25 protein-coding genes and 1 tRNA gene are annotated in these 26,932 nt (G+C 32.9%); 12 read left to right on the top strand and 14 right to left on the bottom strand.

Annotated features, from left to right (window positions below; all coding sequences use genetic code 11):
- Positions 1–54 precede the first annotated feature (54 nt).
- Positions 55–174: a cytochrome b6-f complex subunit V gene (gene petG, locus EU95_RS09470; RefSeq protein WP_011376619.1), complete on the top strand. Its 120-nt coding sequence runs from the start codon at positions 55–57 to the stop codon at positions 172–174.
- Here petG and rsmD read toward each other — a convergent pair.
- From rsmD to EU95_RS0109130, 4 genes are all read right to left on the bottom strand, one after another.
- Positions 151–750: a 16S rRNA (guanine(966)-N(2))-methyltransferase RsmD gene (gene rsmD / locus EU95_RS02300; protein WP_032522630.1), complete on the bottom strand. Its 600-nt coding sequence runs from the start codon at positions 748–750 to the stop codon at positions 151–153. The two genes, petG and rsmD, sit on opposite strands and share 24 nt — an antisense overlap.
- A 13-nt stretch (positions 751–763) precedes the next feature.
- A complete protein-coding gene (hisH, locus tag EU95_RS02305; RefSeq protein ID WP_032522629.1) occupies positions 764–1,381 on the bottom strand; it encodes an imidazole glycerol phosphate synthase subunit HisH in 618 nt (205 codons plus the stop codon).
- 11 nt (positions 1,382–1,392) lie between these two features.
- Positions 1,393–1,716, bottom strand: a complete 324-nt coding sequence (gene trxA / locus EU95_RS02310; protein ID WP_011376622.1) for a thioredoxin — start codon at positions 1,714–1,716, stop codon at positions 1,393–1,395.
- Positions 1,717–1,944: 228 nt separating this feature from the next.
- Positions 1,945–3,108, bottom strand: a complete 1,164-nt coding sequence (locus tag EU95_RS0109130; protein WP_032522628.1) for a GuaB3 family IMP dehydrogenase-related protein — start codon at positions 3,106–3,108, stop codon at positions 1,945–1,947.
- Between the two features lie 180 nt (positions 3,109–3,288).
- Here EU95_RS0109130 and gyrA point away from each other — a divergent pair, with 180 nt between their 5' ends.
- Together gyrA and crtL are read left to right on the top strand one after the other, a co-directional pair.
- Positions 3,289–5,904 carry a DNA gyrase subunit A gene (gyrA, locus tag EU95_RS02315; protein ID WP_032522627.1) on the top strand — a complete coding sequence of 872 codons (2,616 nt, stop codon included), beginning with the start codon at positions 3,289–3,291 and terminating at the stop codon, positions 5,902–5,904.
- Between the two features lie 5 nt (positions 5,905–5,909).
- Positions 5,910–7,121: a lycopene beta cyclase gene (gene crtL, locus EU95_RS02320; protein WP_032522626.1), complete on the top strand. Its 1,212-nt coding sequence runs from the start codon at positions 5,910–5,912 to the stop codon at positions 7,119–7,121.
- Positions 7,122–7,126: 5 nt separating this feature from the next.
- Here crtL and EU95_RS02325 read toward each other — a convergent pair whose 3' ends face one another.
- Entirely contained in the window at positions 7,127–8,710 is a 1,584-nt protein-coding gene (locus EU95_RS02325) for a glycoside hydrolase family 57 protein (protein ID WP_032522625.1), read from the bottom strand.
- Between the two features lie 223 nt (positions 8,711–8,933).
- Here EU95_RS02325 and EU95_RS02330 point away from each other — a divergent pair, with 223 nt between their 5' ends.
- Together EU95_RS02330 and EU95_RS02335 are read left to right on the top strand one after the other, a co-directional pair.
- Positions 8,934–10,574: a 2-isopropylmalate synthase gene (locus tag EU95_RS02330; RefSeq protein ID WP_032522624.1), complete on the top strand. Its 1,641-nt coding sequence runs from the start codon at positions 8,934–8,936 to the stop codon at positions 10,572–10,574.
- Between the two features lie 81 nt (positions 10,575–10,655).
- Positions 10,656–11,048, top strand: coding sequence for a hypothetical protein (locus tag EU95_RS02335; protein ID WP_032522623.1), 393 nt, complete (start codon positions 10,656–10,658; stop codon positions 11,046–11,048).
- Positions 11,049–11,057: 9 nt separating this feature from the next.
- Here the strand turns inward: EU95_RS02335 and EU95_RS02340 are convergent, their stop codons facing one another.
- Positions 11,058–12,530: an HDIG domain-containing metalloprotein gene (locus tag EU95_RS02340; protein ID WP_032522622.1), complete on the bottom strand. Its 1,473-nt coding sequence runs from the start codon at positions 12,528–12,530 to the stop codon at positions 11,058–11,060.
- 74 nt (positions 12,531–12,604) lie between these two features.
- Here EU95_RS02340 and folD point away from each other — a divergent pair, with 74 nt between their 5' ends.
- From folD to EU95_RS02355, 3 genes are read left to right on the top strand one after another with little or no spacing between them, the layout of a single operon-like run.
- On the top strand, positions 12,605–13,501 hold the full coding sequence (gene folD / locus EU95_RS02345; protein WP_032522621.1) for a bifunctional methylenetetrahydrofolate dehydrogenase/methenyltetrahydrofolate cyclohydrolase FolD: 897 nt from the start codon (positions 12,605–12,607) through the stop codon (positions 13,499–13,501).
- A gap of 37 nt (positions 13,502–13,538) precedes the next feature.
- The gene (locus EU95_RS02350; RefSeq protein ID WP_032522620.1) at positions 13,539–14,441 is read left to right on the top strand and encodes a polyprenyl synthetase family protein; all 903 of its coding nucleotides are present in this window, start codon (positions 13,539–13,541) and stop codon (positions 14,439–14,441) included.
- Between the two features lie 12 nt (positions 14,442–14,453).
- Complete coding sequence (locus EU95_RS02355; RefSeq protein WP_032522619.1) at positions 14,454–14,933, top strand: divergent PAP2 family protein; 480 nt, start codon at positions 14,454–14,456, stop codon at positions 14,931–14,933.
- Here EU95_RS02355 and EU95_RS02360 read toward each other — a convergent pair.
- The 4 genes from EU95_RS02360 to EU95_RS02375 all read right to left on the bottom strand — a co-directional run bounded on the left by EU95_RS02360 (position 14,930) and on the right by EU95_RS02375 (position 20,459).
- Positions 14,930–16,321, bottom strand: a complete 1,392-nt coding sequence (locus EU95_RS02360) for a cobyrinate a,c-diamide synthase (RefSeq protein ID WP_032522618.1) — start codon at positions 16,319–16,321, stop codon at positions 14,930–14,932. The genes EU95_RS02355 and EU95_RS02360 overlap by 4 nt on opposite strands.
- Before the next feature lie 3 nt (positions 16,322–16,324).
- Positions 16,325–17,626 carry a glucose-6-phosphate dehydrogenase assembly protein OpcA gene (locus EU95_RS02365; protein WP_032522617.1) on the bottom strand — a complete coding sequence of 434 codons (1,302 nt, stop codon included), beginning with the start codon at positions 17,624–17,626 and terminating at the stop codon, positions 16,325–16,327.
- A gap of 2 nt (positions 17,627–17,628) precedes the next feature.
- Positions 17,629–19,152 (bottom strand): glucose-6-phosphate dehydrogenase, encoded by a 1,524-nt coding sequence (gene zwf / locus EU95_RS02370; protein WP_032522616.1) that lies wholly within the window; start codon positions 19,150–19,152, stop codon positions 17,629–17,631.
- Positions 19,153–19,262: 110 nt separating this feature from the next.
- On the bottom strand, positions 19,263–20,459 hold the full coding sequence (locus EU95_RS02375; protein WP_032522615.1) for an FAD-binding oxidoreductase: 1,197 nt from the start codon (positions 20,457–20,459) through the stop codon (positions 19,263–19,265).
- A 182-nt stretch (positions 20,460–20,641) separates the two neighbouring features.
- Here EU95_RS02375 and EU95_RS02380 point away from each other — a divergent pair, with 182 nt between their 5' ends.
- Positions 20,642–21,181, top strand: coding sequence for an SRPBCC family protein (locus EU95_RS02380; RefSeq protein WP_032522614.1), 540 nt, complete (start codon positions 20,642–20,644; stop codon positions 21,179–21,181).
- Positions 21,182–21,193: 12 nt separating this feature from the next.
- On the opposite strand, the gene EU95_RS02385 is transcribed toward EU95_RS02380, so the two are convergent.
- Both EU95_RS02385 and EU95_RS02390 read right to left on the bottom strand, forming a co-directional pair.
- Positions 21,194–21,266, bottom strand: a tRNA-Glu gene (locus tag EU95_RS02385).
- Positions 21,267–21,306: 40 nt separating this feature from the next.
- A complete protein-coding gene (locus EU95_RS02390) occupies positions 21,307–22,425 on the bottom strand; it encodes a histidine kinase (protein ID WP_032522613.1) in 1,119 nt (372 codons plus the stop codon).
- Between the two features lie 106 nt (positions 22,426–22,531).
- Here EU95_RS02390 and EU95_RS02395 point away from each other — a divergent pair, with 106 nt between their 5' ends.
- Positions 22,532–23,074 carry a hypothetical protein gene (locus EU95_RS02395; RefSeq protein ID WP_032522612.1) on the top strand — a complete coding sequence of 181 codons (543 nt, stop codon included), beginning with the start codon at positions 22,532–22,534 and terminating at the stop codon, positions 23,072–23,074.
- Positions 23,075–23,135: 61 nt separating this feature from the next.
- Complete coding sequence (locus tag EU95_RS02400) at positions 23,136–23,576, top strand: hypothetical protein (protein ID WP_032522611.1); 441 nt, start codon at positions 23,136–23,138, stop codon at positions 23,574–23,576.
- Positions 23,577–23,583: 7 nt separating this feature from the next.
- On the opposite strand, the gene EU95_RS02405 is transcribed toward EU95_RS02400, so the two are convergent.
- Positions 23,584–24,579, bottom strand: a complete 996-nt coding sequence (locus tag EU95_RS02405) for a ribose-phosphate pyrophosphokinase (protein WP_032522610.1) — start codon at positions 24,577–24,579, stop codon at positions 23,584–23,586.
- A gap of 251 nt (positions 24,580–24,830) precedes the next feature.
- Here EU95_RS02405 and malQ point away from each other — a divergent pair, with 251 nt between their 5' ends.
- The gene (malQ, locus tag EU95_RS02410) at positions 24,831–26,345 is read left to right on the top strand and encodes a 4-alpha-glucanotransferase (RefSeq protein WP_032522609.1); all 1,515 of its coding nucleotides are present in this window, start codon (positions 24,831–24,833) and stop codon (positions 26,343–26,345) included.
- Between the two features lie 14 nt (positions 26,346–26,359).
- On the opposite strand, the gene EU95_RS02415 is transcribed toward malQ, so the two are convergent.
- Positions 26,360–26,854, bottom strand: coding sequence for a helix-turn-helix domain-containing protein (locus EU95_RS02415; RefSeq protein ID WP_032522608.1), 495 nt, complete (start codon positions 26,852–26,854; stop codon positions 26,360–26,362).
- Positions 26,855–26,932 lie beyond the last annotated feature (78 nt).

Here is a 26,932-nt window from a genome sequence, read left to right as displayed (position 1 = left end):
AAAAATAGTCTCTATGTAACAATTGTGAATAATAAATTCAAAAAAGTCAAAAAAATGATCGAGCCTCTTCTATGTGGAATTGTTTTAGGGTTGGTTCCAATAACTCTTCTTGGATTATTCGTAAGTGCATGGAATCAATACAGAAGAGGTTCAGGAATGCTGGACATTGATTAAGAATGTTAATCTTGACTGTCCATAGTTTCTTACATCTATAGTTTCCCATAGAGTACTTTTTTTAATAAATAGGTTTGGAGAATGTTCACAAATAACTATTGAATCTTTTTTTAAAAAATTACAATTGAATATTTGATTTAGAACTATTTCATGGAAATCTACATCATATGGAGGGTCTAGATAAACGAAATCAAATTTTAATTTGTTTAAATCCATATTTTCAGATGATAAGTTTCTCTCATAATTTGGTTTTGTCCATTTCAAAACGTCTTTACAAATAACCTCAATATCATTTCTCCTATTCTCTATATTTTCCAACGAAAGCAAATTTTCTATACAAATTTTTGAATTGATTTTATTTTTTTCAATTGCAATTATTTTTCTTGCCCCGTGATTGTATGCTTCACAAGATATGGCCCCTGTTCCACTAAATAAATCTAACCAGTTACTATTTTCAACTCTATTGTTCAATATATTAAATATTGCCTCCCTCACTCTCAAAGTTGTAGGTCTGGTATAAGAATTATTTGGACTTTGGAGTTTTTTACCACCTATCAATCTTAAGTTTGTCTTCATTAGTGATTATCAATTATTGAATACTACTTAGCCATCGTCTTAAAAGTTTTTCCCCAGTTTTGCCAGATTTTTCTGGATGAAATTGACAGGCTAATAAATTATCATCTTCTATCATCGCTGTTAGTTTTTCAGAACCATAATTAACCTTTGCCGCAATAATATCATCATCATCTGGGATTGCATGATAGGAATGTACAAAATAAACCCAATTATTTAATTCTTCATGTTCTAATAATGTATTTGATTTTGTAGGTAAAAGTTGGCACCAACCCATGTGGGGGATTCTTTGATTAACAACATTAGGTATTTTTTGTATTTTCCCTTTTAAAATTCCTAACCCTTGAACTTTTCCTTCATCACTAGATTCAAAAAGAAGTTGAAGACCTAAACAAATCCCCAAAAAAGACTTTCCGCTATTAATCCAATTTTTCAAATCATTTATCAAATCCGTATTTATAAGATTTATCATCGCAGGATCAAATGCTCCTACTCCAGGAAGGATTATAGCCTTACAAGTCTTTGCCTGATTAAAGTTATTGATCAATATTATTTCTTCTCCAAGACTTTCTAGAGATTTTGTTACAGAATGAATATTACCCATTCCATAGTCTATAAGTCCAATTTTATGCAAGGCAGTTTATTTTATAAATGCTTTGTTAACGTGCTAGAGAGGGTTGCTTTTGGTACTGCTCCAACAACAGTATCAACTTTTTGGCCACCTTTAAAGATCATTAATGTTGGAATACTTCTAATTCCATACTGACTTGCAACATTTGGGTTCTCATCTGTATTTAATTTAAAAACTTTAATTTTCCCTTCAAAATCTTTTGAGATTTCTTCTACAACTGGTGCAACCATTCTACAAGGACCGCACCATGGAGCCCAAAAATCAACCAATACTGGTAGATCACTTTGAAGTACATCTTTATCAAATGAAGAATCAGTTACGGCTGGAGCAGATGACATAATTTAATAAATTCCTTTTTGAAATTTAGCAAGCAATTCTTTTAAGTGATGATTTCATTACAGATAAAATAATATAAGTAACAAAATATCCAAAAAAGCCCGATTACTCGGGCGATTTAGTGTGTGAGGAGCATGGGGTTTCCCCCATCATTTAATAATAACCCTTAATACGAAAATTGTTCAATTTCATTCTTAATTCACTAAGGTTTAATAGTTTTTCTCTAAAAACTACTTACCCATCCCAAGCTGCTGAGCTTTTTGATAAACCTTACCCTCTGTCAGTAGAGATGGTGCAATAACTATTTCAACCTCTTGCATTTCTTTAATATTCTTAGCTCCAAGAGTACTCATTGATGTTCTAATAGCGCCTAATAAATTATGCGTACCATCATCAAGTAAAGCGGGACCTTTAATTATCCTTTCTAAGGATCCTGTAGACCCAACTTCAATCCTTGTACCCCTAGGCAAAATAGGGCTTGGGGTAGCCATACCCCAGTGAAATCCTTTACCAGGAGCATTTGATGATTTAGCTATTGGTGAGCCAATCATTACGGCATCCGCACCACATGCTAAGCATTTACAAATATCTCCGCCCGTCACAATTCCTCCATCACCAATAATAGGGATATAACGACCGCTTTCTTTAAAAAAATCATTCCTAGCAGAACTACAATCAGCAATTGCGGTTGCTTGAGGTATTCCAATTCCCAATACACCTCTTGAAGTACATGCTGCTCCAGGACCTATTCCAACCATTAGTCCTGAGACTCCAGAATTCATTAAAAGTTTAGCAACTTCATAAGTGACACAATTGCCTGCTATTACTGGGACCTTCATGGATTGACAGAGATCTTTAATATTTAAGGTTTCTTTACCTTCCATTCCAAGATGCTCAGTTGAAACAACGGTTCCCTGAAGGAAAAATAAATCTATATTGGAATTATTAAGTATTGCTTGATATTTTATGGCCCCCTGAGGAGTTCCACTAAATGCTGCGATACCGCCTCTATCTTTAACCTCATTTATTCTCTTTAAGATTAATTCCTCCTTAATTGGTTCACTGTATATCTTCTGCATTAATGGAACAAACTCACTTTTCCCAACTGAAGATATTTGATTTAATATCTCATCAGAATTTTCATATCTTGTTTGTATTCCCTCCATATTGATAACACCAAGGGCTCCTAATTTAGTGAGCTCTGCAGCCGTATTAACATCAACGACACTATCCATAGCACTAGCTATAATGGGGACTTCTCTCTTTAAATCACCTATAATCCAAGAGGGATCAGTAAGGTCATAATCGAGTGTTCTTTTGCCGGGTACTAACGCTATTTCGTCAATGCCATAAGCCCTTCTGACTTTTTTGTTTAATCCAAGTTCAATATTCACGGAATTTACCAATATATTCTGATTAAATTAACAACTAACAGGGTAATAAGCCAAGGTTTATTCAAAAACAAAAGGTTTTTTTTAAATTTGTGTGTGAATGTGAGTATTTGGGAATTAAATATAACCTTTTTTTTATTCATTTTGACAATCAGCCATTATTATTAAAGAAAGGTTTTTTATATGGCTGATATTGTAGATTCCGGCGATTCTGGATTAAGCGGAGATAACGATCGAATTATTCAAACAGACTTAAGAAACGAAATGTCTCGCTCATATCTCGAATATGCAATGAGCGTTATTGTTGGACGTGCGCTTCCAGATGCAAGGGATGGTTTAAAGCCTGTTCATAGGAGAATACTTTATGCAATGTATGAACTAGGTCTAACAAGTGGTAGACCATACAGAAAGTGTGCAAGGGTTGTTGGAGAAGTACTTGGTAAATATCACCCCCATGGTGACACCGCTGTCTATGATGCTTTGGTGAGAATGGCTCAGGATTTTTCCATGAGAATGCCACTAATAGATGGCCACGGAAACTTTGGATCTGTGGATAACGACCCGCCCGCAGCAATGCGATATACAGAATCCCGTCTAAAGTCTCTTACAGATGAAAGCTTATTAGAGGATATTGAATCCGAAACTGTAGATTTCGCTGATAATTTTGACGGTTCCCAACAAGAACCAACAGTTTTGCCTGCAAGAATCCCTCAACTACTTTTAAATGGATCATCGGGAATAGCTGTAGGAATGGCAACTAATATTCCGCCACATAACTTAGGAGAATTAATAAATGGCCTTAAATCAATAATCAAAAACCCTTCTGTTGAAGATAGAGAACTGTTTGAACTTATTAAAGGGCCTGATTTTCCTACTGGTGGTCAAATTTTAGGAAGAGATGGAATTAAAGAAACTTTCAAAACAGGAAGAGGTTCAATAACTATGAGAGGTGTTGCGAATATTGAGCAAATTAAATCAGCTGGTAGAGCAGAAAAAGATGCAGTAATAATTACTGAACTCCCATTTCAAACTAATAAAGCTGGATTAATAGAGAGAATTGCAGATATGGTTAATGAAAAAAAATTAGAAGGTATTTCTGATATTAGAGATGAAAGTGATAGAGATGGGATGAGAATTGTTATCGAGTTAAAAAGAGATGCCTATCCTCAAGTTGTTTTAAATAACTTATTTAAGTTAACTCCGCTACAAAATAACTTTAGTGCAAATATTCTAGCCTTAGTTAAAGGAGAGCCTACAACTCTCTCACTTAGGAAAATGTTAGATGTATTTCTAGATTTTAGAGTAGAGACAATAAGGCGCAGAACAGGATTTTTATTAAAAAAGGCAGAAGAAAGAGATCATATTGTTAAGGGTCTTTTATTGGCCTTAAATGCTATGGATGAAATTATCAATCTAATTAGATCAGCGAAAGATTCCATTATAGCTAGAGAAAAATTACAAACTGATCATGAATTATCTTCCACACAGGCAGACGCAATTTTACAAATGCAGTTAAGAAGATTAACTGCTCTTGAGTCTGACAAAATCAAAGCAGAACATGACGAATTAACCCAAAAGATAGAACAATATCAGCAAATATTAAATAGTAAAGAAAGAATTTTTGAAATTATTCTTGAAGAACTTAATAAAATCGATGAAAGGTTCTCTTCTCCAAGAAAAACAGAAATATTAGATTTAGGTGGCGGATTAGACGATATTGATCTCATAGCCAATGATAGATCAGTCGTCCTGTTAACTGAAGCAGGTTATTTAAAAAGAATGCCTGTTAGTGAGTTTGAATCCACCAGTCGTGGATCAAGGGGTAAAGCTGGCACAAAATCCCAAGAAGATGACGATGTGAAATTATTTATAAGCTGTAACGATCATGACACTCTTCTGCTTTTCAGTGATAGGGGGGTGGCTTATGCCCTTCCTGCATATAGAGTTCCCATGAGTAGCAGAACTGCAAAAGGTACTCCTTCAGTACAACTTCTCCCAATCCCAAGAGAAGAAAAAATAACTTCATTAGTTGCTGTAGATTCCTTTAATAACGATTGTTATTTATTAATGCTAACTAAAGCTGGCTTTATTAAAAGAACTGCACTTTCTGCTTTCTCTAAAATCCGCTCTAATGGTTTAATAGCAATCCATCTTGAGGATGGTGATGCCCTTACATGGGTCAGGTTATCAAAAGAAGGCGATAGTGTTTTAATTGGATCAAGAACAGGAATGGCGATCCATTTCAGATTAGATCTAAACGAATTAAGACCACTTGGTAGGACTGCAAGGGGGGTTAAATCAATGAACTTAAGAGAAGGAGACAAACTTGTATCGATGGATGTCTTAACATCTGATTTAGTTGATCAATTGGCTGAGATTGAGGATCAAAATAAAGAAAATGATGAAAATCTTGAAATTAACTCCTCAAATGGTCCTTGGGTATTAATAGCTAGTGCATTTGGACTCGGTAAAAGAGTACCCGTAACTCAATTTAGATTGCAAAAAAGAGCAGGAATGGGTTTAAGATCAATAAAATTCAGAATAAAAGATGATGAACTAGTTTGTTTGAAGGTACTTGGAGAAGGAGAAGAATTACTATTTGTTACAGAAAAAGGCGTAATAGTAAGAACAAACGCAGATAAAATTTCACAGCAATCTAGAGCAGCTACAGGAGTAAAATTACAAAGATTGGATGAAGGTGATCATTTATCAGAAGTGGTATTAGTTCCCCGTGAACAAATAGAGGAAATGGTACAAATACCTCCAGAAAAAGAAAATAAAAAAACAGATGGTTTTTAGATAAAATGGAAACACTTGATATTCTAATTTTAGGTTCTGGTCCTGCAGCATTATGTTTGGCTTCTGAATTAGCCAAGCAAGATTTAAATATAAAGGGAATATCAACTAAATCTCCAAATGAGAAATGGGAAAATACCTATGGTATCTGGGCATCTGAATTAGAGGAACTAGGTTTAGATTACCTTTTATCTCACCGTTGGTGTAAAACTGTAAGTTTTTTTGGAAATGGGGAAAATAAAAAAGGTAATGCTCCAACAGAACATTACTACGATTATGGGTTAATAAATCAAGAAGCCTTTCAAAACGAACTTTTAAAAAAATGCAAAGGGATTGAATGGTTGAATGAGACTGCAAAAGATATTACGGAGAAAAATAAGCTATCTGAAGTAATTTGTTCTTCAGGTTTAAAGATAATGGCAAGGTTAGTTATTGATGCAAGTGGGCATAAGAGTAATTTTGTAAAAAGACCTATTAAAAATGAAATCGCTCAGCAAGCTGCTTATGGAATCGTGGGAAAATTCTCTTCACCACCAGTTAATAAGAAACAGTTTGTTTTAATGGATTTTCGTCCAAATCATTTAAACAAAGACGAAAAATTATCCTCTCCATCTTTTCTTTATGCAATGGATCTAGGGGACGAAACTTTTTTTGTTGAAGAAACTTCATTAGCTAGTTATCCAGCAATACCGCAAGAAAATCTAAAAAAAAGGCTTTTTAAAAGACTTAATAATAAGGGTATTAAAGTTATTGAAATTTTTCATGAAGAGAATTGTCTTTTTCCAATGAATTTACCTCTGCCATTTAAAAATCAATTTGTACTTGGTTTTGGAGGATCTGCAAGTATGGTTCATCCAGCATCTGGATATATGATCGGATCTTTGCTAAGAAGGGCCCCACTTCTTGCAGAAAAATTAGCATTTTTCCTAAAAGAACCTCGTCTAAGTTCTCTAGAGCTAGCGACAAAAGGTTGGAACGTACTGTGGCCTTACGAATTAACACAAAGGCACAAGCTTTACCAATATGGACTCCGCAGATTAATGAGTTTTGACGAAAGTAGATTAAGAAGCTTTTTCTCCAATTTCTTTAGATTGTCGACCAAAGAGTGGGTAGGCTTTCTAACTAATACACTTCCTCTTCCAAAATTAATTTACGTAATGAGTAAGATGTTTATAAATTCGCCTCTAAAAGTAAAGCTTGGAATGCTTAAATTAAATTAGTATTCTTATCTTCGCCAATCATCAATATTAATATCTGGGAAAACTTTATCTTCTTCCTCAATATCCTCAAGAAATTTCAAATTTATTTTGGAATAATTTTTAATCATTTCAACTAATTTCCAGAATCTGAATAAGTGTCTTTCTATCCTCTCTTTTGCAAGCTCAGTTGTAGTACCAGCTCTTAGGATAAAGCTCCAATCAGAGGACTCAGATAGAAGTAATTCTCTCGCAGCTTGATTGAAAAGCCTTTTAGATAAGTCATTATTAAAATTTTTCGAGCATAAATCAACAAATGTCGATCCTGCTTTTGTTATCTCTGGAACGATCCATGCATTTGAATCATTAATCCAATAATTATGGTAACCACCTTGACCCCAGCTTGATGGAGATGGTTCACAAATCTGAAGATTGGGCTTTTGAATTAAAAATTCTTTTAAATTTGTAAGCTTAATTGAATATTTACTGGAATTCTTTAAAATGTTTTTAATGAAAAATGGACCTTCATACCACCAATGACCAAACAATTCCGCATCAAATGGAGCTACCAATAAGGGATTAAAAGAAGAGGATAAAGTTAATTTTTCTAATTGTTTAGATCTTGCTACTAGATACGCATCAGCGTGTTCCGCTGCCTTATTTATTGCTTCATTTTCTAAGTAAAATTCCTTTTCTCCTAATGGTACATTTTCATTTGTAATCTTATGGAATTTTAAACCTAAAGGCCTTTTAGTTGAAATACCTTTATTTTGGAGCTTAGAGGAAGGCAGTTCCCACCCCAAATCTTTATGAAATTCTCTATAGACTTTATCCCCTGGGAATCCGTCTTTGGCAGACCATACGGGCAGGGTTGACTCACTATCCCTACCAAAAAATGCAATTCCTTTTTTTGAGCAGATTGGGGCGTATACGCCATACCTAGGCCTTGGAGTAGCATTTAGAATCCCGTGGCCATCTAAAATTGCATATCTAATTCCAGAATCGTATAGTATCTCATCTAAATTTTCATAATAGGCACATTCAGGTAGCCAAATACCATAAGGCTTATTTCCAAAAATATTTTCATGGTTCCTAATTGCTGTATTAATTTGTCCTTTTACTGTTTCAGGATTCTCTCTCAAAATTGGCAAATATCCATGGGTAGCTGCACAAGTAAGAATATCTAAATTTCCAGATTTATTTAAAATATTAAACCTCTCAATTAAATTTCCAGAACATTCTTGCCAATATAAATATCTATCATTGATATTCTTCATTAAAAATATTGAGGCATTTTTTTCTTTTTGTGGCAGCTCGCTTAATAAATCATTCCTTGTTTTAATCCAGTTTGGGAAAGTTTCTTGAATTTGTTTATTTTTTAGGAGTGATAATAATGTTGGAGACAAACTAATAGTGAGTTTTGTATTTGATGGATTTTCTTTTTTGGAAGATTCTATTGCTTGAAGTAATGGTATGTAGCATTCCAAAATTGCTTGAAATAACCAATCCTCCTCCAAAGAATTTTTTTCATTTTTTCTGACATAAGGCAGATGGGCATGTAAAACTATTGCTAACTGGCCTAAAACATTTTTTTTTGAGTTTATCTCATTCATATCTTTATAATTTTTGCCTGATATTCTCTAAAAAATCAAAATAAACTTTTTAAAAAAGAATTTTTATTCTTAAAACAATACTTTAATAAATAAAATATTACGTTTTTTTTTTAAAACTTTAACCAATATTGTTAAGTAATAAACCTATAGCAAGTTTTAATTAAACAAAAATCTAGTCAATTTTTTTTTATTAGCTTAATATAAGTTTAAGTAATGACCTTTAATGTCAAAAGATCCTGGAAGAATTTTGATCTTTGATACGACTCTTCGAGATGGAGAGCAATCTCCTGGTGCCAGTTTAAATCTTGAAGAAAAGCTTGCTATTGCTCATCAATTAGCAAGATTAGGGGTAGATGTTATTGAAGCTGGATTCCCATTTGCAAGTCCAGGAGATTTTAAGGCTGTTAATAAAATTTCCAATACTGTAGGGAAAGAAAATGGACCTATTATATGTGGTCTTGCTAGAGCCTCCAAAGATGATATAAAAGCATGTTTCGAAGCTGTAAGTCCCGCTCCTAAAAAAAGAATACATACTTTTATAGCAACAAGTGATATACATCTTAAACATAAACTTAGAAAATCTAGAAAAGATGTTCTTTCAATTGTTCCAGAGATGGTTAATTATGCAAAATCATTTGTAGACGACGTTGAGTTCTCTTGTGAAGACGCCTCAAGGAGTGATCCTGAATTTCTATACGAAGTCATTCAACTTGCAATTTCGGCAGGAGCAACGACGATAAATATCCCTGATACTGTAGGGTTCACAACACCCTGTGAATTCGGTAAATTAGTTGCTGGAATTAGTAAAAATGTTCCAAATATTAATGAGGCCGTAATATCCGTGCATGGTCATAATGATTTAGGTTTAGCAGTCGCTAATTTTCTGGAGGCAGTAAAATATGGAGCCAGACAGTTAGAGTGCACAATTAATGGCATAGGAGAAAGAGCAGGAAATGCCTCTTTAGAAGAATTAGTAATGGCATTACATGTCAGGAAAAGTTTTTTTAATAGATTTTTTGATAGAAATTCAGATTCACCAACCCCTCTTACGGCTATAAGAACAGAAGAAATAACAAAAACTTCTAGGTTAGTTTCAAACCTAACAGGTATGAATGTACAACCTAATAAAGCAATAGTTGGAGCTAATGCTTTCGCTCATGAGTCAGGCATCCATCAAGATGGGGTTTTAAAAAATAGACTAACTTACGAAATTATCGATGCAAAAACTGTTGGCTTGAGTGACAATAAAATATCATTGGGAAAACTTAGTGGAAGAAGTGCGGTAAGAGCGAGATTAGAAGAGATGGGATATGACTTGAACAGAGAAGATTTAAATGATGCTTTTGCTCGTTTTAAGGATTTAGCTGATAGGAAAAGAGAAATTACCGATAGAGACTTAGAAGCAATCGTAAGTGAACAAGTACAACTTCCAGAAGCCAAATTCCAATTAAGTCTTGTACAAGTTAGTTGCGGCAATGCATCTAAACCTACAGCTACCATTACGCTTTTAAATACGGAAGATAATACTGAGGATACTGCGGTAGCTTTAGGGACTGGACCTGTCGATGCTGTATGTGAAGCACTAAATAAATTAGCTAAAGTTCCCAATGAATTAATAGAATTTTCTGTAAAGTCAGTGACGGAAGGTATTGATGCTCTAGGAGAAGTAACAATAAGAATAAGAAGAGATAGTAAAATATATTCCGGCCATTCTGCTGATACGGATGTCGTAGTTGCAGCTGCAAATGCTTACGTTAATGCCTTAAACAGGCTTATATTCTCAGAGAAAAAAAATTCAATTCACCCACAGCTTGATAATTTAGAAAATCCACAAAAAGCATTTCAATCCAACCCTACAAATTAAATTAATTCTTTGGATTATTAAGTACCACTAATAATTGGTTCGTAATATTGTAGATTAAACTAATAGTTAAAGTAGCAAATAATGAGAGAAAGGTTACTTGGATATTGGTCACTTTCGTGGGTTGGCTTAATCGGCAACATAATTGCACTTCCAATAATTGCTTTAATAATAAGTTACGGCCCCCCACTAAAAGTTGCAAATATTACTCTTGCTATAAGTCTTGGATGGCCTGCTGCCATTGTTGGAATAGTTTCTTCAGCAGCTCTTTTAGCTGAGAGAAAATGGGGAGTAACTTTAACTCTAGTATCTTTATCAATGGTAATTTCAGGTATGGGTCCTTATTCAGTTGTAAGGCTCATAACTCTTCAAGACATTTTTGGAATTGGTGGTTTTACTCTTCTAACAACACTATTAAGCACACTAGCACTTTTATATTGGTGTAACCCAAAACATAGAAGAAGTATTAGGTTATAAAATTGAAGATTAAGAAAAAGTATTATTCTTGCTAGTTGGATACTGAATTCTTCTATGTCTAATTCTTTTCCAAACATTCAAGAATGCCCTTTTTACTAAAAAAATTTCTCCTTTTGATAAATTACTATCATCTAATTGCCCATCTCTTTGACGCGAGTAGATAATTTTAGATATTGTCTCCAAAGCTTCTTTATCAGATGCATTGATGTTCATAGCTCTTAGTGCTGCTTCACATCCATCTGCAAGCATTAAAATAGCTGTTTCTTTTGATTGAGGAATAGGGCCTTTATATCTAAAATAATATTCATTAATATCGAGATTTTTTTCTTTAGCTTTTTGGAAAAAATATCCCATTTTTAAGGTACCTTGATGTTCAGGGATAAAGTTAGATATCGGCTTAGGTAGTCTATTGATTCTTGCAAATTTCAATCCTTCATCTACGTGGGCCTGTAATACTTCTGCACTTTTAATCGGATCATCTAATTCGTCATGAGGATTTTTTGAACCATCCTGGTTTTCGATAAACCAATTAGGTGCATGTAATTTACCAACGTCATGATATAACGCTCCAGTTTTAATTAGATCAATATCACCACCAATCATTCTTGTTGCTTCCTCTGCTAAACCACATATAAGTAATGTATGTTCAAAAGTCCCAGGCGCTTCAAGAGACAGTCTCCTAATTAGAGGTTTCTCTTTATCAGCCAATTCTAGTAGTCTTGCTTTAGTTAATAATCCGAATATCGATTCAAAAATCGGAATAAATAAAATTGTAAAAAGCATTACTATTGCCAATAGCAAGGAATCTGAAAAAATTTTGCCATTAGTAAAAACTAATTGTTGTTTTTCAGTGACTAAAATTTCATCTTTACCTATTAATATCCATTGACTCAAAAACGACCCAATGGGTACAAAAATTGATAGTTGGAGTAATTGAGCTCTACTTCTTATTCTTCCTCCAAGTAGAGACACCACTGAAGCGCAAACTAATAAAATAAAAAATAAGTTGTTGTTGTTAGCAACTGCTGGGTCAGGCCAAATAAAACTTGCAGTAGATACCCAAGCCAAAGCCGTTACACTTCCCATTCCTTGAGATATTATTAACGCGGGAGGAATTATCAAAGATAATGGACTTATGGTTGAAGCTAAGGCTAATTTCGAAACCTGTACTGCTAATAGAAGAGTAATGATCAAGAAAATCTGTCTTGAGGAAATTGAGGGATTTTCTTTTCTTGAAACTAGTACCAAAAGCCCCGAACTAATAAGTGCTTCAGCAAAAGTCAAAAGCCAAGAGAAAATATCTGGAATATTTAAAGGGGAGATAAGAAGCAGTTTATAAGAAGAGACTATTGAAATTAAAATGCATATTAAAAAAATTATGAGATTATCAATTTTTGAAATTTTAGTTGGTTGTTTTATGGGAACTTGACTCCTCTTCCACAAGAAAAGTAATTTTTTTAAAATAGTTGTAATGTTTTGCACAGAATATAAATAAATCTATTTCTTTAATTTAGAATTATAGGCATGCTAGATGAAAAAAGGAGATGTTTTTCTAAATGTCATTAAAGTTAGATGGTAAAAAGTTATCTCTTGAAATTGAGGAAAGGTTAAATGAATATATATCAAGTAATAAAAGAATCGCAAAAAGAGCTCCTGGTTTAGCTGTGATAAGAATAGGAGAAGACCCTGCGAGTGGTGTTTACGTTAATAATAAGGAAAAAGCATGTTCAAGGGTTGGAATAAAGAGCTTTATATTTCATCTGAAAAATAATGTAGAGCAGAAAGAAGTTGAACAACTAATAAACAAATTAAACTTTGACAAGGATATAGATGGAATGTTGCTCCAACTCCCTATCCCAAAGAATTTTGATGAGCAAAGCCTTATAAGTCATATCAATCCAAGCAAAGATGTAGATGGATTAAATGAGATAAACATCGGTAAATTAGTGAAAAATGAGCCTGCGATGAGATCTTGCACACCAGCAGGAATTATTAATTTATTAAGATGTCAAAATATTAAAATAGAAGGAAAGAAAATTGTTGTTATTGGAAGAAGTTTACTTGTTGGGAAGCCCCTCTCTCTTATGTTGTTAAACCTCAATGGAACAGTCACAATGACTCATTCAAAAACATTAAATTTAAAAAAAATTTGTAAAGAAGCTGATATATTAATTGCCGCAGCAGGAAAACCTAATCTCATAGATTCTAGTTTTGTGAAAGATGGTTCAGTGATTATAGATGTTGGGATACATAGATTAAAAAGTTCTAATGAAAATAAATCCAGATTGTGTGGGGATGTATTATTAGAGGATGTCATTCCTAAAGTGTTTGCCTACACACCAGTTCCAGGAGGTGTTGGGCCAATGACAGTAACAATGTTACTGGTAAATACTATTTTTAGCTGGCAAAAACAATTTGGTTTATCATCTTCACTTAATGACCTTCTGCCATAAACTCCAAGATGAAAAAAAATTTTTATAAAATGTAAAAATGACTGAAGTTATAAATGATATTTCTGATTTTGAAAAATATCTAAAAAAAACAAAAAAGATCGTTGAAGAAGCGCTTGATTTCTCACTAGGCCCTGAGAACCCAGAAATACTTAGAGAGTCAATGAGATATTCTCTTTTGGCTGGTGGGAAAAGAATACGACCAATTTTATGTTTATCATCTTGTGCACTGGCTGGGGGAGAGCCCTCACTAGCTGTCCCTACTGCAGTAGCAATAGAAATGATTCATACAATGTCCCTAATTCATGATGATTTGCCAGCTATGGATAATGACGACTTAAGAAGAGGAAGGCCAACAAATCATAAGGTATACGGAGATGCAATTGCTATTCTTGCTGGCGATGCACTATTAACTAGAGCCTTTGAAATGGTCTCATTAAGAAGTCCAGGAGTCGATCCAACTAGACTATTAAATGTTATTGGTGAACTTTCCTTAGTTGCTGGTGCACCGGGTCTAGTAGGGGGACAAGTTGTTGATTTAGAATGCGAAGGGAAAGAAGTTGATCTCGAAACACTAGAGTATATTCATCTTCATAAGACTGGCGCTTTACTTAAAGCTTGCGTAAGAACAGGCGCAATGATTGCGGGAGCTAACAAAAATTTATTAAAAGCATTGACAACATATGCAGAGGGAATTGGATTAGCTTTTCAGATTATCGACGATATTCTTGATTTGACTTCTAGTAGTGAAAAGCTTGGTAAAACTGCCGGTAAAGATCTTTTAGCTGACAAGACTACTTATCCAAAATTACTTGGTATGGAAGAATCAAAGAAAAGAGCTTTTGATTTAGTAGCGCAAGCAAAAAAGGCAATTGAACCTTGGGGTAAAGATGCAAAGCATTTAATCTCCCTAGCTGACTTCATTACGAATAGAGACCGATAAATAGTTTTAGTTATGTCTGAGTTTTTTACCTTTTTCAATAATGCAGTTCTTTTCTGGAGCTTATTATCTTGTTTACTAGCTCAATTTTTTAAAATTGTATTCAATTTCTTTTCAACTGGAGAGCTAAGATTTGGAATTATGTTTGAGACAGGGGGGATGCCATCAAGTCATTCCGCCTTAATAACTGGTGCTACATCTGGTATAGGTTATGAATTGGGATTTGATAGTTCAATATTTGCATTATCAGTCGCACTGGCACTAATAGTTATGTATGACGCTAGTGGTGTTCGAAAAGCAGCTGGGATTCAAGCTGCAGAAATCAATAAACTATCAAAAAAACTAGACCCTCAATCTGAATTGCTTTTAAAAGAAACCCTGGGACATACAAAAATTCAAGTTATGGTGGGTAGTTTTTTAGGCCCATTAATCACGTTACCTGGAATGTTTTTTTTAGGTTCTCCTCTCAAAATATTCAATTTGATAATAAATTAAGATTCTTTTGAAAAACTAATTTGAGTTGCATCAATAAAGTTTTTTACGACTTCTGGAGAACTTGGCAAATGTAGGTGAATCCAACTTGCATGTAATTTTTCATCAAAAAAACCTTCATTTTTGTATTCGGTTTCCCAAGATTTAATTTTCCATGGAGAAGAAAGTTTCTTCTTATACTCAGTTTTACTTAAATCAAGTTCAGATAAATTATTTTCAATTTCCCAATAATGAAACTCATGTCCTCTAGTTAATTGATTTTGTTTAATGATCGGAGTATTTTTTAAACCCTCAATGTATCTATAACCTACGGAAAGTTTACTTTTTTTTGATCTAAAAGGCAGGATACCACTCATTTTATGATTATGGCCATTTTCATCTTTTATAAAGTCCCCTAAAATCATCATCCCTCCACACTCTGCATATATAAATCCATTTTTGCGGAATTTCCTTAACGAATTTAAACTCTTTGTAGAGTGACTTATATGATCAGCATATTTTTCAGGGAATCCCCCAGGAATAATTAAAGATGAAGCCTCATTAGGTATTTCTTCATCTTCATAAATACTCCATGAAATTAATGGTATGCCAATTTGGCTCAAAAACTCCTTAGTTTCAGGGTATTGAAAATGAAAGATTTTGTCTTCTACAATTGCGATAGGTTTACTTTTGTCTACTTTAAAATCTTCAATACTTACAGAATTAAATATTTTCTTTTGAGGTGATTTCAGGAATTTAATAAGAGAGAATACATCAAGATTTCTTTCAGCGAAATTTGCAAAATATTCAACATCAATTTCATTACCATTATCCAGTGGAGATATTAAACCTAAATTAGCTTTGTTTAAAGTTATTTTTGAATCAGATGGTAAAAAACCAAAAATTTCAATATCTTCATTTTCAAAAACTTCTTTGATTAATTTTTTATGTCTATCTGAATTAACATTGTTAAATATAACTCCTGCTATTAACAACTCACTATCAAAATCTCTAAAACCTCGAACAGTCGCCAAAAGAGAAGCTACTTGACCTCTAGCATTAACAATAAAAATTACTGGAGCATTAAGCAGTTTGGAGATATTTGCTGTGCTGGAATAAGTTGTTGAACCTAATCCATCAAATAGACCCATTGCTCCTTCAATTAATGAGAATTCATATTTCAAAGAATGTTTAAAAAAACTTTCTTGAACCCATTCCTCACCACTTAAAAAAATATCTAAATTTCTGCAAATAGGTTGGCCAATTGAACTAAGTTGTTGTTGATCAAGATAATCTGGGCCAACTTTGAAAGTTTGTATCTTTATACCTCTTGAGAACGCCCAACAAGATATCAAAAGCGATAGTGTAGTTTTCCCACTATCTGTTGAAGGAGAAGATATTACACAAGGCATTTATTAGTTGTTAAAACCATTAAATATTTGAAGAGCTATTTTAATAGAATTTTCAAAAAGAGGACTTGTATTTCCTCTACTACTTCCCAATAATTTACTAACATCATACTCTGATGTAGAAAAAGAATTTGGAACAACTTGTTCTATTAATTCCATATTAGCCATTCCCCCTGCTTCAAGTCTCATACATTCAACTGATTCACAGCCAAGTATTACACAAGTGTTATTTTTTTGTACCTCACTAATTTTTGAAATCAACCTCAATCCAATAACTTGTCCTAAATGAATACTTGGATTCCCCAAAGTTAAGGGATTAATTGATACAGAAATTATTTCGCCATTAATTCTCTCAAACTCTATTTTTGTTGACTCTGTACCCCTTTCAACTCTAAGAAAAGACCAACCAAGTTTATCGCTAATCCATGAAATCAAAAACAAAGCTTGAATCATATGATCCCCTGCGATATCAATATCAATATCAGTAATATGATCTAAAATGGGTCTTCTCGAAGGCGGATCAAAAATCATTGCCAATGATTCCCTCCAATTTTTTAACCTAACCCAATTCAAATCATTAATAGCTTTATTTGAATTATTTAATTGATCTAAAACTTTTAAGCATCTGTTAGGCGATCCAAGAGCAGTATCAATTATTAATCTTATGCCATAATTAGTAAAATATTCGAAGATTTCAGGCGATTCATCCAAGCTTCCATTCCACCACAACCATGAAGGTAATTCATCAATAGATAATTCATCAATTATTTTTAAACCTTTATCGGATATTGTTGCTGAGTCCCCACTAATAACCACTAAATCCCCACATATAGGTTGCATAGCTGGAGTATCACTTAATGGACAGTAAGCGGATACAAAAGTTTTGATATCTGAATTTCTATTTAATGTTGGCGCTAGAGTTATTAATCTTCTTGGATTCAATGTACTTATTGATGATTCAAAAAATTGTCCTCTAAAATCTTCAAAGTCATTATTAGATAAATTTTCCTTCAATAAATTCAATAATTCTTCACTATTAAGTGAAGTAGTGATAGGGAGTCCTTGATCTAATATAAATTTTTGAGCAACTTCAATTATCTCAGCAGTTAAATTTCCAGTAATTGGTCCATTTACTAATCCTTTTTGAACCAAACATTGTTCGAGCCAAGCAGGTTGCCATACCATTAATGTAAAAGTATTGGCGCCAGTATTATCTTTATCTTCTGAAATCCATAACTTCTTAAGGTAATTGGATATTTCCTGATAAGGAAGCTCTAATGGTGTTTGGAGGGTTAATTGAGGTTTCATTTTTAAGGTCTGCGCCAGAAGATATTATCTTTTGAAAGCAATTGATCAGACTCAGGAGGTCCCCATGTCATAGATTCATAGTTATAAATAGGTAACTTCCAAGGAGAATTATCCATCAATTCTATTAATGGCGTATAAAGTTTCCAGGCTGCCTCAACTTCATCACTTCGAGTAAATAAAGTTGGGTCAGAAAGCATTGCATCAGCTAATAACCTTACATAGCCTTCATCTGAGGGTTCTCCAAATGATTCATCATAAGAGAATTCCATCTCAACAGGTCTTGATTTCATTCCAGAACCAGGAGATTTTACCTCAAATTTGAAAGTAGCCCCTTCATTTGGCTGGATTCTAAGGATAAGTTGATTTGGGGCAGGATTTATTATTGTTGATTCAAATAAATGCACTGGAACGTCTTTAAAGGTTAAGACTATTTCTCCAAGTCTTTTAGGTAGTCTTTTCCCTGTTCTCAAATAAAAAGGAACTCCTTGCCAACGCCAATTATCAACGAAAACTTTTGCAGCAATATAAGTTTCTGTTGTGCTATTACAATTGACTCCATCTTCCTGCCTATATCCTTTGAGTCGATTTGAGATATTTCCTCCCTCTCCATATTGTCCTCTAATGCAACAATTCCACGGTTCATTTTCGTCAGCAAGTTTTGAAGCTTGAAGAACCTTAGCTTTTTCATTTCTTATTGCTTCTGGTTCAAACTTTCCAGGAGGTTCCATAGCAGTAACAGCAAGCATTTGAGTCATATGGTTTTGAAGCATATCTCTTAGAGCACCAGAGCTTTCGTAATAACCTGCTCTATCTTCCACACCTACTGTTTCAGATGAAGTGATTTGAACACTTGATATATAATTTCTGTTCCAGATTGGTTCAAAAATAGTGTTAGCAAACCTCAAAACAAGAATATTTTGAACAGTCTCTTTACCTAAATAATGATCAATCCTATAAATCTGACTTTCTTCAGCACAACTTTGAACGATCTTATTCAATTTTTTTGCACTTGAATAATCTCTTCCAAAAGGTTTTTCAATCACTAATCGACTTTTCTTAGGGTCATCTAAAAGGCCAGCTGCTTTTAGAGCTTTACATCCACTTGCATAGAAATTCGGAGATACTGATAAATAAAATGTTCTATTCCCATGAGTAGCTTGTGTTTTATCAATTTCATTTAATCTTTTAGAAAGCCTTACAACATGATCACCTTGTTGTAAGTCAACTGGTTCGTAAAAAAGATAATTAGAAAATTGTTCCCACTCCCTTTCTTTCCCTGTTATTTGATCGGATAGCTTTAACTTCATCTTGTCTCTGAATTCATTATCATTCCAAGGTCTTCTCGCACAACCAACTATTCCAAATTCACTAGGAATTCTTCTTTGCAAATAAAGTTCAAATAAGGCTGGTATTAATTTTCTATGAGTAAGGTCTCCACTCGCTCCAAAAATTACTAAGCATTGTGGAGATATGACTCTTTCCTGCCGTAAACCTAATCTTAGAGGATTACTTAAAGTTGAAGGCATATTTTTTGTATTCTTTTTTTAAAATCCTCTTTTTTTATAAAATTTGCTATGTATTGTGTCTAAACCAAAAAGTATTTAGTAAAAAAAAGCAAAATTTAATTATCAAATATTTAGTAAGTTTCTACGTGCCATCTTCCTGCTTTTTTTAGTTGAGGCCTTAATTCTGACCAGTTTAAACCTTTTTCTTCAGCCGCCTTTGTCATAGCTTCATCAATTCCAGGTTCCATACCCTTTAATCCACAAAGATATATATGTGTTTTCTCATTTTCAATCATATTGAAAAGTTCGTTCGCAGATTCTAAAACTCTGTCTTGAATATACATTCTTCCTCCTTTTGCATTTTGCTGCTCACGACTAATAGCTTTTGTATATTTGAAATTATCTGGATAATCAGTGAGATATCTTTGAAGATCTTCTTCGTATAACAAATTAGCTGATTTTGGGGCCCCCATAAAGAGCCAAGCTTTACCTTTAAAATTCCATTTATTTTTTTCTTTTTCAGTAGCTTCAAACATTCTTCTTAAATAAGCCCTCATTGGTGCTATTCCAGTTCCAGTGGCCAACATAACAACGTTTGCATCTTCTTCGTCAGGGAGAAGCATTTCTTTACCTACAGGACCCGTTATTTTTACTTTATCTCCAGGTTTAATATCGCATAAGTATGTGGAGCAGACACCATTAATTGTTTCTCCATCTTTTTCGTATTGAAGCTGTCTTACACATAATGAGACAGTATTACCCTCAAAATTATCTCCATGCCTGGTGCTTGCGATTGAATATAGTCTTAACTTATGGGGCTTACCATTAGCATCTTCCCCAGCAGGCATAATACCTATACTTTGACCCTCAACATAATTTAAAAAAGGGTCACTATCTTTTAAATCAAAAGTAATATGGTTTACTCTACCAATAGCTCCCTCTTTTAGAAGACTATAATTTTCTATTACTGTTCCTTCATAAGGTGTCTTTGGTCTATAAATATTAACTGGAACATCAGAGTGCTTTTTCTTCATAGGTTTTTTCTCAATATTAGTAATTTCATCATTTTTTGGTGATTCTGTTTTTATTTCGGAACTATCTGAAGTGGGTTTTTGAACCTCTACTTTTGCTTCAACTTTTGTCGGCTCTGAACTTTTCGCATTTATTTGTGGTTTCTCAACTTTTTTTTCAACCTTTTTTGGCTTATTTGCCTCAGCATATTCTATAGCTCTTTTATTAAAGAAAGTCATGATGAAGTAAAAAATACCGATCACAATAGGGATATGAGCTAATCCACCAGCGATAACTTTTGCTTGAGAGTAAACCATTTTGTAAACTTATTTATATAAGAGATTATCAATTTGTAGTTTAATTTGTATTGATTTCACAAAAATGGTTACGTTTTGAGATCGGAATAAATAAAAGAAATTATTTTTATTTTTCAGTATTTATTGTTTTTATCTGTATAGTTACACAGAAATAATTTTTTATTTAATTAAAAAATTCATTTATGAATAATCCTCAAGGATCAGTAAATCATTCAAAAGGAAATGATTACAGGACAATTGAGCAAACTATGGAAAAGTTTTCTGGAGGAACAAGAAGACTTGCTGCTCAACTTACTACTTCTGCAAGTTTGGATTCTTTGTGGAATGTTTTAACAGATTATGATCGACTAAATCTCTACATACCAAATCTATTGTCAAGCAAAAAAATATACCAAAAAGACAATAATGTACATCTAAAACAAGTTGGGGCTCAGGATTTCCTTGGCATGAAATTTTCAGCCGAAGTAACCATCAGTTTATTTGAAGAAAAAGAACTTGGCCTTTTAAAATTTAATTTGATAAAAGGAGATTTCAGGAAATTTGAAGGTAGCTGGAAAATACAAAATATTAAAAATACTTCAAAAAATTCATTAATTTATGATCTTACTGTCCAAGGTTGTCAGTGGATGCCAATAGGGATGATAGAGAAAAGACTCAAAAAGGATCTTTCAGAAAATTTAATTGCCGTAGATAGGCAAGCAAAATCTTTAAAAATATTATAAATCTTTAATTAATAGCCCCAAGGGGATTCGAACCCCTGTCGCCTCCGTGAAAGGGAGGTGTCCTAGGCCTCTAGACGATGGGGCCAGGAAAAGCATGACAGCTTTATTAAAAACTAAGAGTAAAGCTAGCCTTTCGTCAAGTATTGTTGCTCTTTATTTTGTCCTTGCCAAACAGGAACTGTGAAATGGAAGCAGGAACCTTCACCAATTTCAGATACAACCCATATTCTTCCTCCGTGGACTTCAACTATTCTCCTGCATACAGATAACCCTATCCCAAATCCTGAAGTTCCTTCAGAAGTTTGTGGGAGCCTAACTCTATCAAGAAAAATTCTTTTTTGTTCACTCAAAGGAATACCTGCACCTTTGTCACAAATTGTTATTTCAACCCATTGATTTGTCTTGTGAATCATTGTAATTTTTATTGATCCAGAATCGTTAGAAAATTTAATCGCATTTTCAATTAAATTTAAAAATACTTGCCTCATTCTTCTTTGATCTGCGAACACACTTGGCAAATCAGATGGAATATCAGTATCAATTTCAATATTTCTCAATCGCCAAAATTTTTCTAATTCGAGTATTACTTCAGCACTGATATTACCTAATTCGATTTTCTGAGGATTAAATAACGCTTCCCATTTAGTTGTTCCAACTTCCAAAAGATCCTGAGACAATAGTTCAATTTCTTCAAGACGTCTTTTAATAACCTCTTGTAATTTTGCTATGTCAATTTGTCCAAGTTTTTGACTTTGAACAGCCAAAGTAGCTGCAGTTAATGGGGTTCTCAACTCATGAGCGACCATTCTTAATAATCTTTCCTGGGATTCTATTCTTTTTGTCAAGGTCTCATTTTCTTGTCTCAAAACAAGCAGTTCATCTTCTAAAAGAAATTCTTTTTGAGTTCTTATTGAATCAATTTTGGAAGGTTGCAAATTAATCCCAAGGTTTTTTGTTAATCCTTCTTGTGTCCACCTTGGTAACCATTTCTGCAACTGAGAGAAAATATTACTTCCTGCAAATATTTGCTTTGGAGCTGGGGAAACCTTTATTAGAGCAGGAATAGCAACTAATCTATGTAACTCTAATAGTTCAGGCTGTTCTGAAGGCTCAGAAATCTGAAGAGATATCTCAAATTCACAATCATCTGATTCTAAATAAGCTATCAAGGACTTAATATCACTACTAGAAAGTTGATTTCTAGCTGCCACAAGTATTAATTTTAACTCTTTTTTATCATTCAAATGATTTCCTCTGAAGTGTTGAAAAGCTGTTAATCCTTATAAACACATTAAGATATTTATTTTTATTCTACAAATCAGCTATTAAATAAGAAGGACTTATTTATAAATGGTTGATATTAATCAAAATAAAAAAATAAATTTCGGCAAAAATTATGCTCCAGAAATAAGTTTAAATAGTAATTTAAAAAGATGGTTTTCTAGAAATATTGGCTTGTGGAAATCTAATAGAACCTATTTTCTTGAAAAAGGACAAAAAACTTATCATTTGTGCATGAATATTAATATAGAAAGTCTTAAGAGCGATTCCGAGTGGGAATCGCACTATAAATTCACATGGTATCCAGAAAAAAAATATAATTTCTTTCATGAAAATCCACAGTTTAAAGAACAAGGTGAAATGAAGGCCTATTTAAAAGGTCATCAACTTTTTAGGGGGAATTTTTATTTAAGTAATGTTGAAGGGATATCAAATATTAAGCAAGTCGATGAACACGAAATGATTTTTGAATCCTCTTATAATGATTGGTATATTCTTGAACATACAAGACTTGTGGATTCTGATAATTATAGATTCAGGGTTATATATTCATGGAACAAAAATGAGTTAAAAATAGTAGAAAATCATCATGAAATAAAAATTATTAAGTAAGTCCTTTTGTATTATTAATATTAAAACTAAAATGTTATCTTAAAGTAAATATAAACAGTTAATGGGTATCAATTTTTTTTCAAAAAAAATTCTTAAATTGTTAAGTTTTAGCCTTTTTTTATCTTTTGCATTTTTTGAGATTAATACAAAAAATCAACAAATTAAAGCAGAAAAAAATTTAATTGCCGCAACTGAAGAAGATCTTTTTTTATATCGACAAATGGGCGCATCATATCTTTGTATAGCTTCTAAGGCAGAAGTGGATTTCAAAAAAGGTCTTGGAATTGCAAGTGCAACTTTTGCAAATGTAATAGTTGGCAAACATGGCGGAGCCATAAAAGAGTTAGGGAAAGAAAAACTTGATGAAAAAAGATTATACAACGCAGGAACATTCCAAATTGTTGGAAGTGCTCTTAATATATGTCCCGAGAATATTCCAAAGAATATAAAAAATGATTACGAAAAGAGATTAAAGCAACTTACTAAGAAAACCAAAAAATAATTTGATTTTATCTGAACATTGAACTCACTGAACTTTCTTCGTGTATTCTCCAAATAGCTTCACCTAGCATATTTGCGACAGAAAGGACTTTTAACTGCGGAAAATTATCTTTAACAAGAACTGGTATGCTATTTGTTACGATAACTTGTTCGAATAAATCCTTAGTACTTAATCTTTCACAAGAGGGAGGAGAAAAAACAGCATGTGAAGCGCATGCGAATATCCTATTAGCACCCTCCTTTTTTAATAAATTAGCTCCAGAACAAATTGTGCCGCCTGTATCTATCATATCGTCTATTAGGATAGCAGTTTTGCCTTTAACTTCTCCAATAACTGTTAAACTTTCAGCGATATTATGAGCTGATCTTCTTTTATCAATTATTGCCAATGGAGCATCATTCATTAATTTTGCAAATGCTCTTGCTCTTGCCACTCCCCCTACATCAGGAGATACAACTACAACTTCCTCTAAATTTAAGGATTCTAAATAATCAATTAATACAGGTGAACCGTAAATATGATCGCATGGGATATCAAAATAACCTTGTATTTGAGCTGAATGTAAATCCATAGCTAGAACTCTATCAACTCCAGATTTTTCTAGTAAATTAGCAGTAAGTTTTGCAGTTATCGACTCTCTTCCAGAAGTCTTTCTATCTGCCCTTGCATATCCAAAATAGGGGATTACGGCCGTTATTTGTCTTGCAGATGCCCTCTTGCAAGCATCAACCATAATCATAAGTTCCATCAGGCTATCGTTTACAGGCGCAGATGTAGGTTGTATTAGGAACACATCGCAACCTCTAATAGATTGCTGAATCTGTACATAAAGTTCTCCATCAGCGAACCTTTTGGATATTAAAGGTACATTTTTAATGCCTAAGTATGATGCAATTTCTTCTGCGAGTTTAGGATTTGTTGTCCCACTTACAAGCCTTAACCTACTATTAGTTAGATTAAAATTCGATTCTTTATTCTGCACTGCCGTGATAAAACTTGTCACGAAATTAGCAATATAAAACTATATCTTTATCGTAGTCGTTTATGTGAATTTAGCAAAAAATAATGACTAGATCTTTTCAAAAGTCACATCTGTTGAACAAAATATAAAAAAATTACTTGAAATCAGAATTTATTTTTAATTTATTCAAAAACCACCAGAACAATATTTGTCAATTAAAAAAAATTTGTATATCTTTGATTTTAGGGTATTAATAACAATTTAATTGTAAATAATTTAAATATAATTAAAACATGCCTACAAATAAAGTTCTTCCGAAAAAATCATTAGGCATACTTATGCATCCAACATCCATACCGGGAGGAAGAGTATGTGGAACTTTTGGGAAAGAGGCTAAAGAGTGGATAAAAATGCTTCATAAGTATGGGATTGAATATTGGCAATTTTTACCTCTTACACCTACAGATTCTACTGGATCTCCATATAGTTCACCATCTAGTTTTGCATTGAACCCATGGTTTCTAGACATGGATGATTTAATAGAGAGAAGTTTTATTTTCATTTCTAAAAAAGAAGAATTAAAACAGAAAAATAAGAGTCATTTTGATTTCGAAGTTGCGAACGATTCATCAAAAAAATTAGGTCGCCTCCTTTTGCAGGGTTGGAGTTACCAATCTGATGATAGAAAACTAGATTTTCACAAATGGGTTAGTAAGAATTCTTGGGTTGAGGATTATGCGACATTTATTGTTATCCGTGAGGAATTTAACATGTTGCCATGGTGGCAATGGCCTCAAGAATTTAAAATTAAAAATGACAATTTTTTAAATTCATGGATTAAGTTAAAAAGTGAAGCGATACTTATTCAAAAATTAATACAGTGGCATTTAGATAAGCAATGGAGATCAATTAAAAACTTTGCGAAATCAAGAGATATTAAACTTATAGGTGATTTGCCCTTTTATGTTTCTAGGGACAGTGCAGATGTATGGAGTAATAAATCACTATTTTCAATTTTTAAAAATGGAGATTTAATCTTTCAAAGTGGTGTACCTCCTGATTATTTTTCATCAACAGGACAATTATGGGGGACTCCAACTTACTTTTGGTCAAAACATAAGAGGACTAATTTCGATTGGTGGAGAAAAAGATTTAAAAGACAATTTGAACTTGTGGATCTATTAAGATTAGATCATTTTAGGGGTTTAGCTGGTTATTGGAGAGTCAATGGCAGTTCTAAAACAGCAATTTCTGGTAGATGGATAAATTCTCCTGGGAAAACACTATTAAATAAACTAAAAATTGATTTAGGTAATGACTTCCTGCCTATAATCGCGGAGGATCTGGGAGTAATAACACCTGATGTAAAAAAATTAAGGAAATATTTTAAACTACCTGGAATGAAAATATTGCAATTTGCATTTGATGGAAACGAAGATAATCCATATTTACCCAAGAATATTGAAGGAGAAAATTGGGTTATTTATACAGGTACTCATGACAACTCAACTTCCTTCTCATGGTGGGAATGTCTAGAAAATAATGCAAAAAAACGAATAAAAGATGAGTATAAATTCTCTGAAAATCCTTCATGGAGTTTAATAAAAATAGGCATGGATACAAGTGCTAATCTCTTTATTGCTCCAATCCAAGATATTTTATCTCTTGATGATTCAAGCAGATTAAACATACCTGGTACTACAAAAAACAACTGGAAATGGAAGTTAGAAAGACCTTTAGGAGAAATAGAAGGCAATGTTAGGAGATTTAGTGAGCTAGGAAATAATTTTGGGAGAACTAGAAATTAGAGACTTGTTGACGTTTATTTATCAATGATTTTGTTTTCAATATTTTGGATCTCTATAACATTTACATTTAAAATAAAATATCTTTTTAATAAAAACACAGTTAAGATTAGTATAAAAAAATACAATAGGCTTCCTTGCCAAGTATTCATAAGATCAAATTTGTTGACAATAAAATCATTTTTTTCTTTCTTAGAAGTTTCTCCTTCTCTAATTGTTAATTTTCCTAATGTATTTTTTTTTAATCCTAAGCATTCCTCTAATTTGAATAATATTGATCTTATAAATGGATACTTTGGTCTAATATTTTGATTGTTTTTTTCAATAGAAATTATCGTTTGTTCAGGAATCTTTGAGATACGTGACAATTCTTGAATTGTTAAATTTTTTTGGATCCTCGCTTCTCTTACTAACTTTGCGATTTCTCCATACTGATCAACTAATGCATCATTTACTTTATTATGAATCAAAGATTTTTTTTTTAATGAAAAAAGATTTTTAAAAATATTCATTCAATACTTTAAATTTTATTAATTGTTTGACAACTCAATTTAAATTAAGTTGTCTATGTTAATCTTAGTCATTTAAAA

It is taken from the genome of Prochlorococcus marinus str. MIT 9201 (genome assembly GCF_000759955.1).
GTDB classification, from domain to species: Bacteria; Cyanobacteriota; Cyanobacteriia; order PCC-6307; family Cyanobiaceae; genus Prochlorococcus_A; species Prochlorococcus_A marinus_G.
This window is presented reverse-complemented; position numbering and strand designations above follow the sequence as displayed.

Excerpts from the sequence above, each read along its gene's own strand:
- gyrA (WP_032522627.1), top strand. The coding sequence starts at position 3,289 with ATGGCTGATATTGTAGATTCCGGCGATTCTGGATTAAGCGGAGATAAC.
- trxA (WP_011376622.1), bottom strand. The coding sequence starts at position 1,716 with ATGTCATCTGCTCCAGCCGTAACTGATTCTTCATTTGATAAAGATGTA.
- folD (WP_032522621.1), top strand. The coding sequence starts at position 12,605 with ATGTCATTAAAGTTAGATGGTAAAAAGTTATCTCTTGAAATTGAGGAA.
- EU95_RS02400 (WP_032522611.1), top strand. The coding sequence starts at position 23,136 with ATGGGTATCAATTTTTTTTCAAAAAAAATTCTTAAATTGTTAAGTTTT.
- EU95_RS02395 (WP_032522612.1), top strand. The coding sequence starts at position 22,532 with ATGGTTGATATTAATCAAAATAAAAAAATAAATTTCGGCAAAAATTAT.
- EU95_RS02360 (WP_032522618.1), bottom strand. The coding sequence starts at position 16,321 with ATGCCTTGTGTAATATCTTCTCCTTCAACAGATAGTGGGAAAACTACA.
- EU95_RS02375 (WP_032522615.1), bottom strand. The coding sequence starts at position 20,459 with ATGGTTTACTCTCAAGCAAAAGTTATCGCTGGTGGATTAGCTCATATC.
- EU95_RS02350 (WP_032522620.1), top strand. The coding sequence starts at position 13,539 with ATGACTGAAGTTATAAATGATATTTCTGATTTTGAAAAATATCTAAAA.
- rsmD (WP_032522630.1), bottom strand. The coding sequence starts at position 750 with ATGAAGACAAACTTAAGATTGATAGGTGGTAAAAAACTCCAAAGTCCA.
- crtL (WP_032522626.1), top strand. The coding sequence starts at position 5,910 with ATGGAAACACTTGATATTCTAATTTTAGGTTCTGGTCCTGCAGCATTA.
- EU95_RS02380 (WP_032522614.1), top strand. The coding sequence starts at position 20,642 with ATGAATAATCCTCAAGGATCAGTAAATCATTCAAAAGGAAATGATTAC.
- EU95_RS02355 (WP_032522619.1), top strand. The coding sequence starts at position 14,454 with ATGTCTGAGTTTTTTACCTTTTTCAATAATGCAGTTCTTTTCTGGAGC.
- petG (WP_011376619.1), top strand. The coding sequence starts at position 55 with ATGATCGAGCCTCTTCTATGTGGAATTGTTTTAGGGTTGGTTCCAATA.
- EU95_RS02325 (WP_032522625.1), bottom strand. The coding sequence starts at position 8,710 with ATGAATGAGATAAACTCAAAAAAAAATGTTTTAGGCCAGTTAGCAATA.
- malQ (WP_032522609.1), top strand. The coding sequence starts at position 24,831 with ATGCCTACAAATAAAGTTCTTCCGAAAAAATCATTAGGCATACTTATG.
- EU95_RS02330 (WP_032522624.1), top strand. The coding sequence starts at position 8,934 with ATGTCAAAAGATCCTGGAAGAATTTTGATCTTTGATACGACTCTTCGA.
- zwf (WP_032522616.1), bottom strand. The coding sequence starts at position 19,152 with ATGCCTTCAACTTTAAGTAATCCTCTAAGATTAGGTTTACGGCAGGAA.
- EU95_RS02365 (WP_032522617.1), bottom strand. The coding sequence starts at position 17,626 with ATGAAACCTCAATTAACCCTCCAAACACCATTAGAGCTTCCTTATCAG.
- EU95_RS02335 (WP_032522623.1), top strand. The coding sequence starts at position 10,656 with ATGAGAGAAAGGTTACTTGGATATTGGTCACTTTCGTGGGTTGGCTTA.
- EU95_RS02415 (WP_032522608.1), bottom strand. The coding sequence starts at position 26,854 with ATGAATATTTTTAAAAATCTTTTTTCATTAAAAAAAAAATCTTTGATT.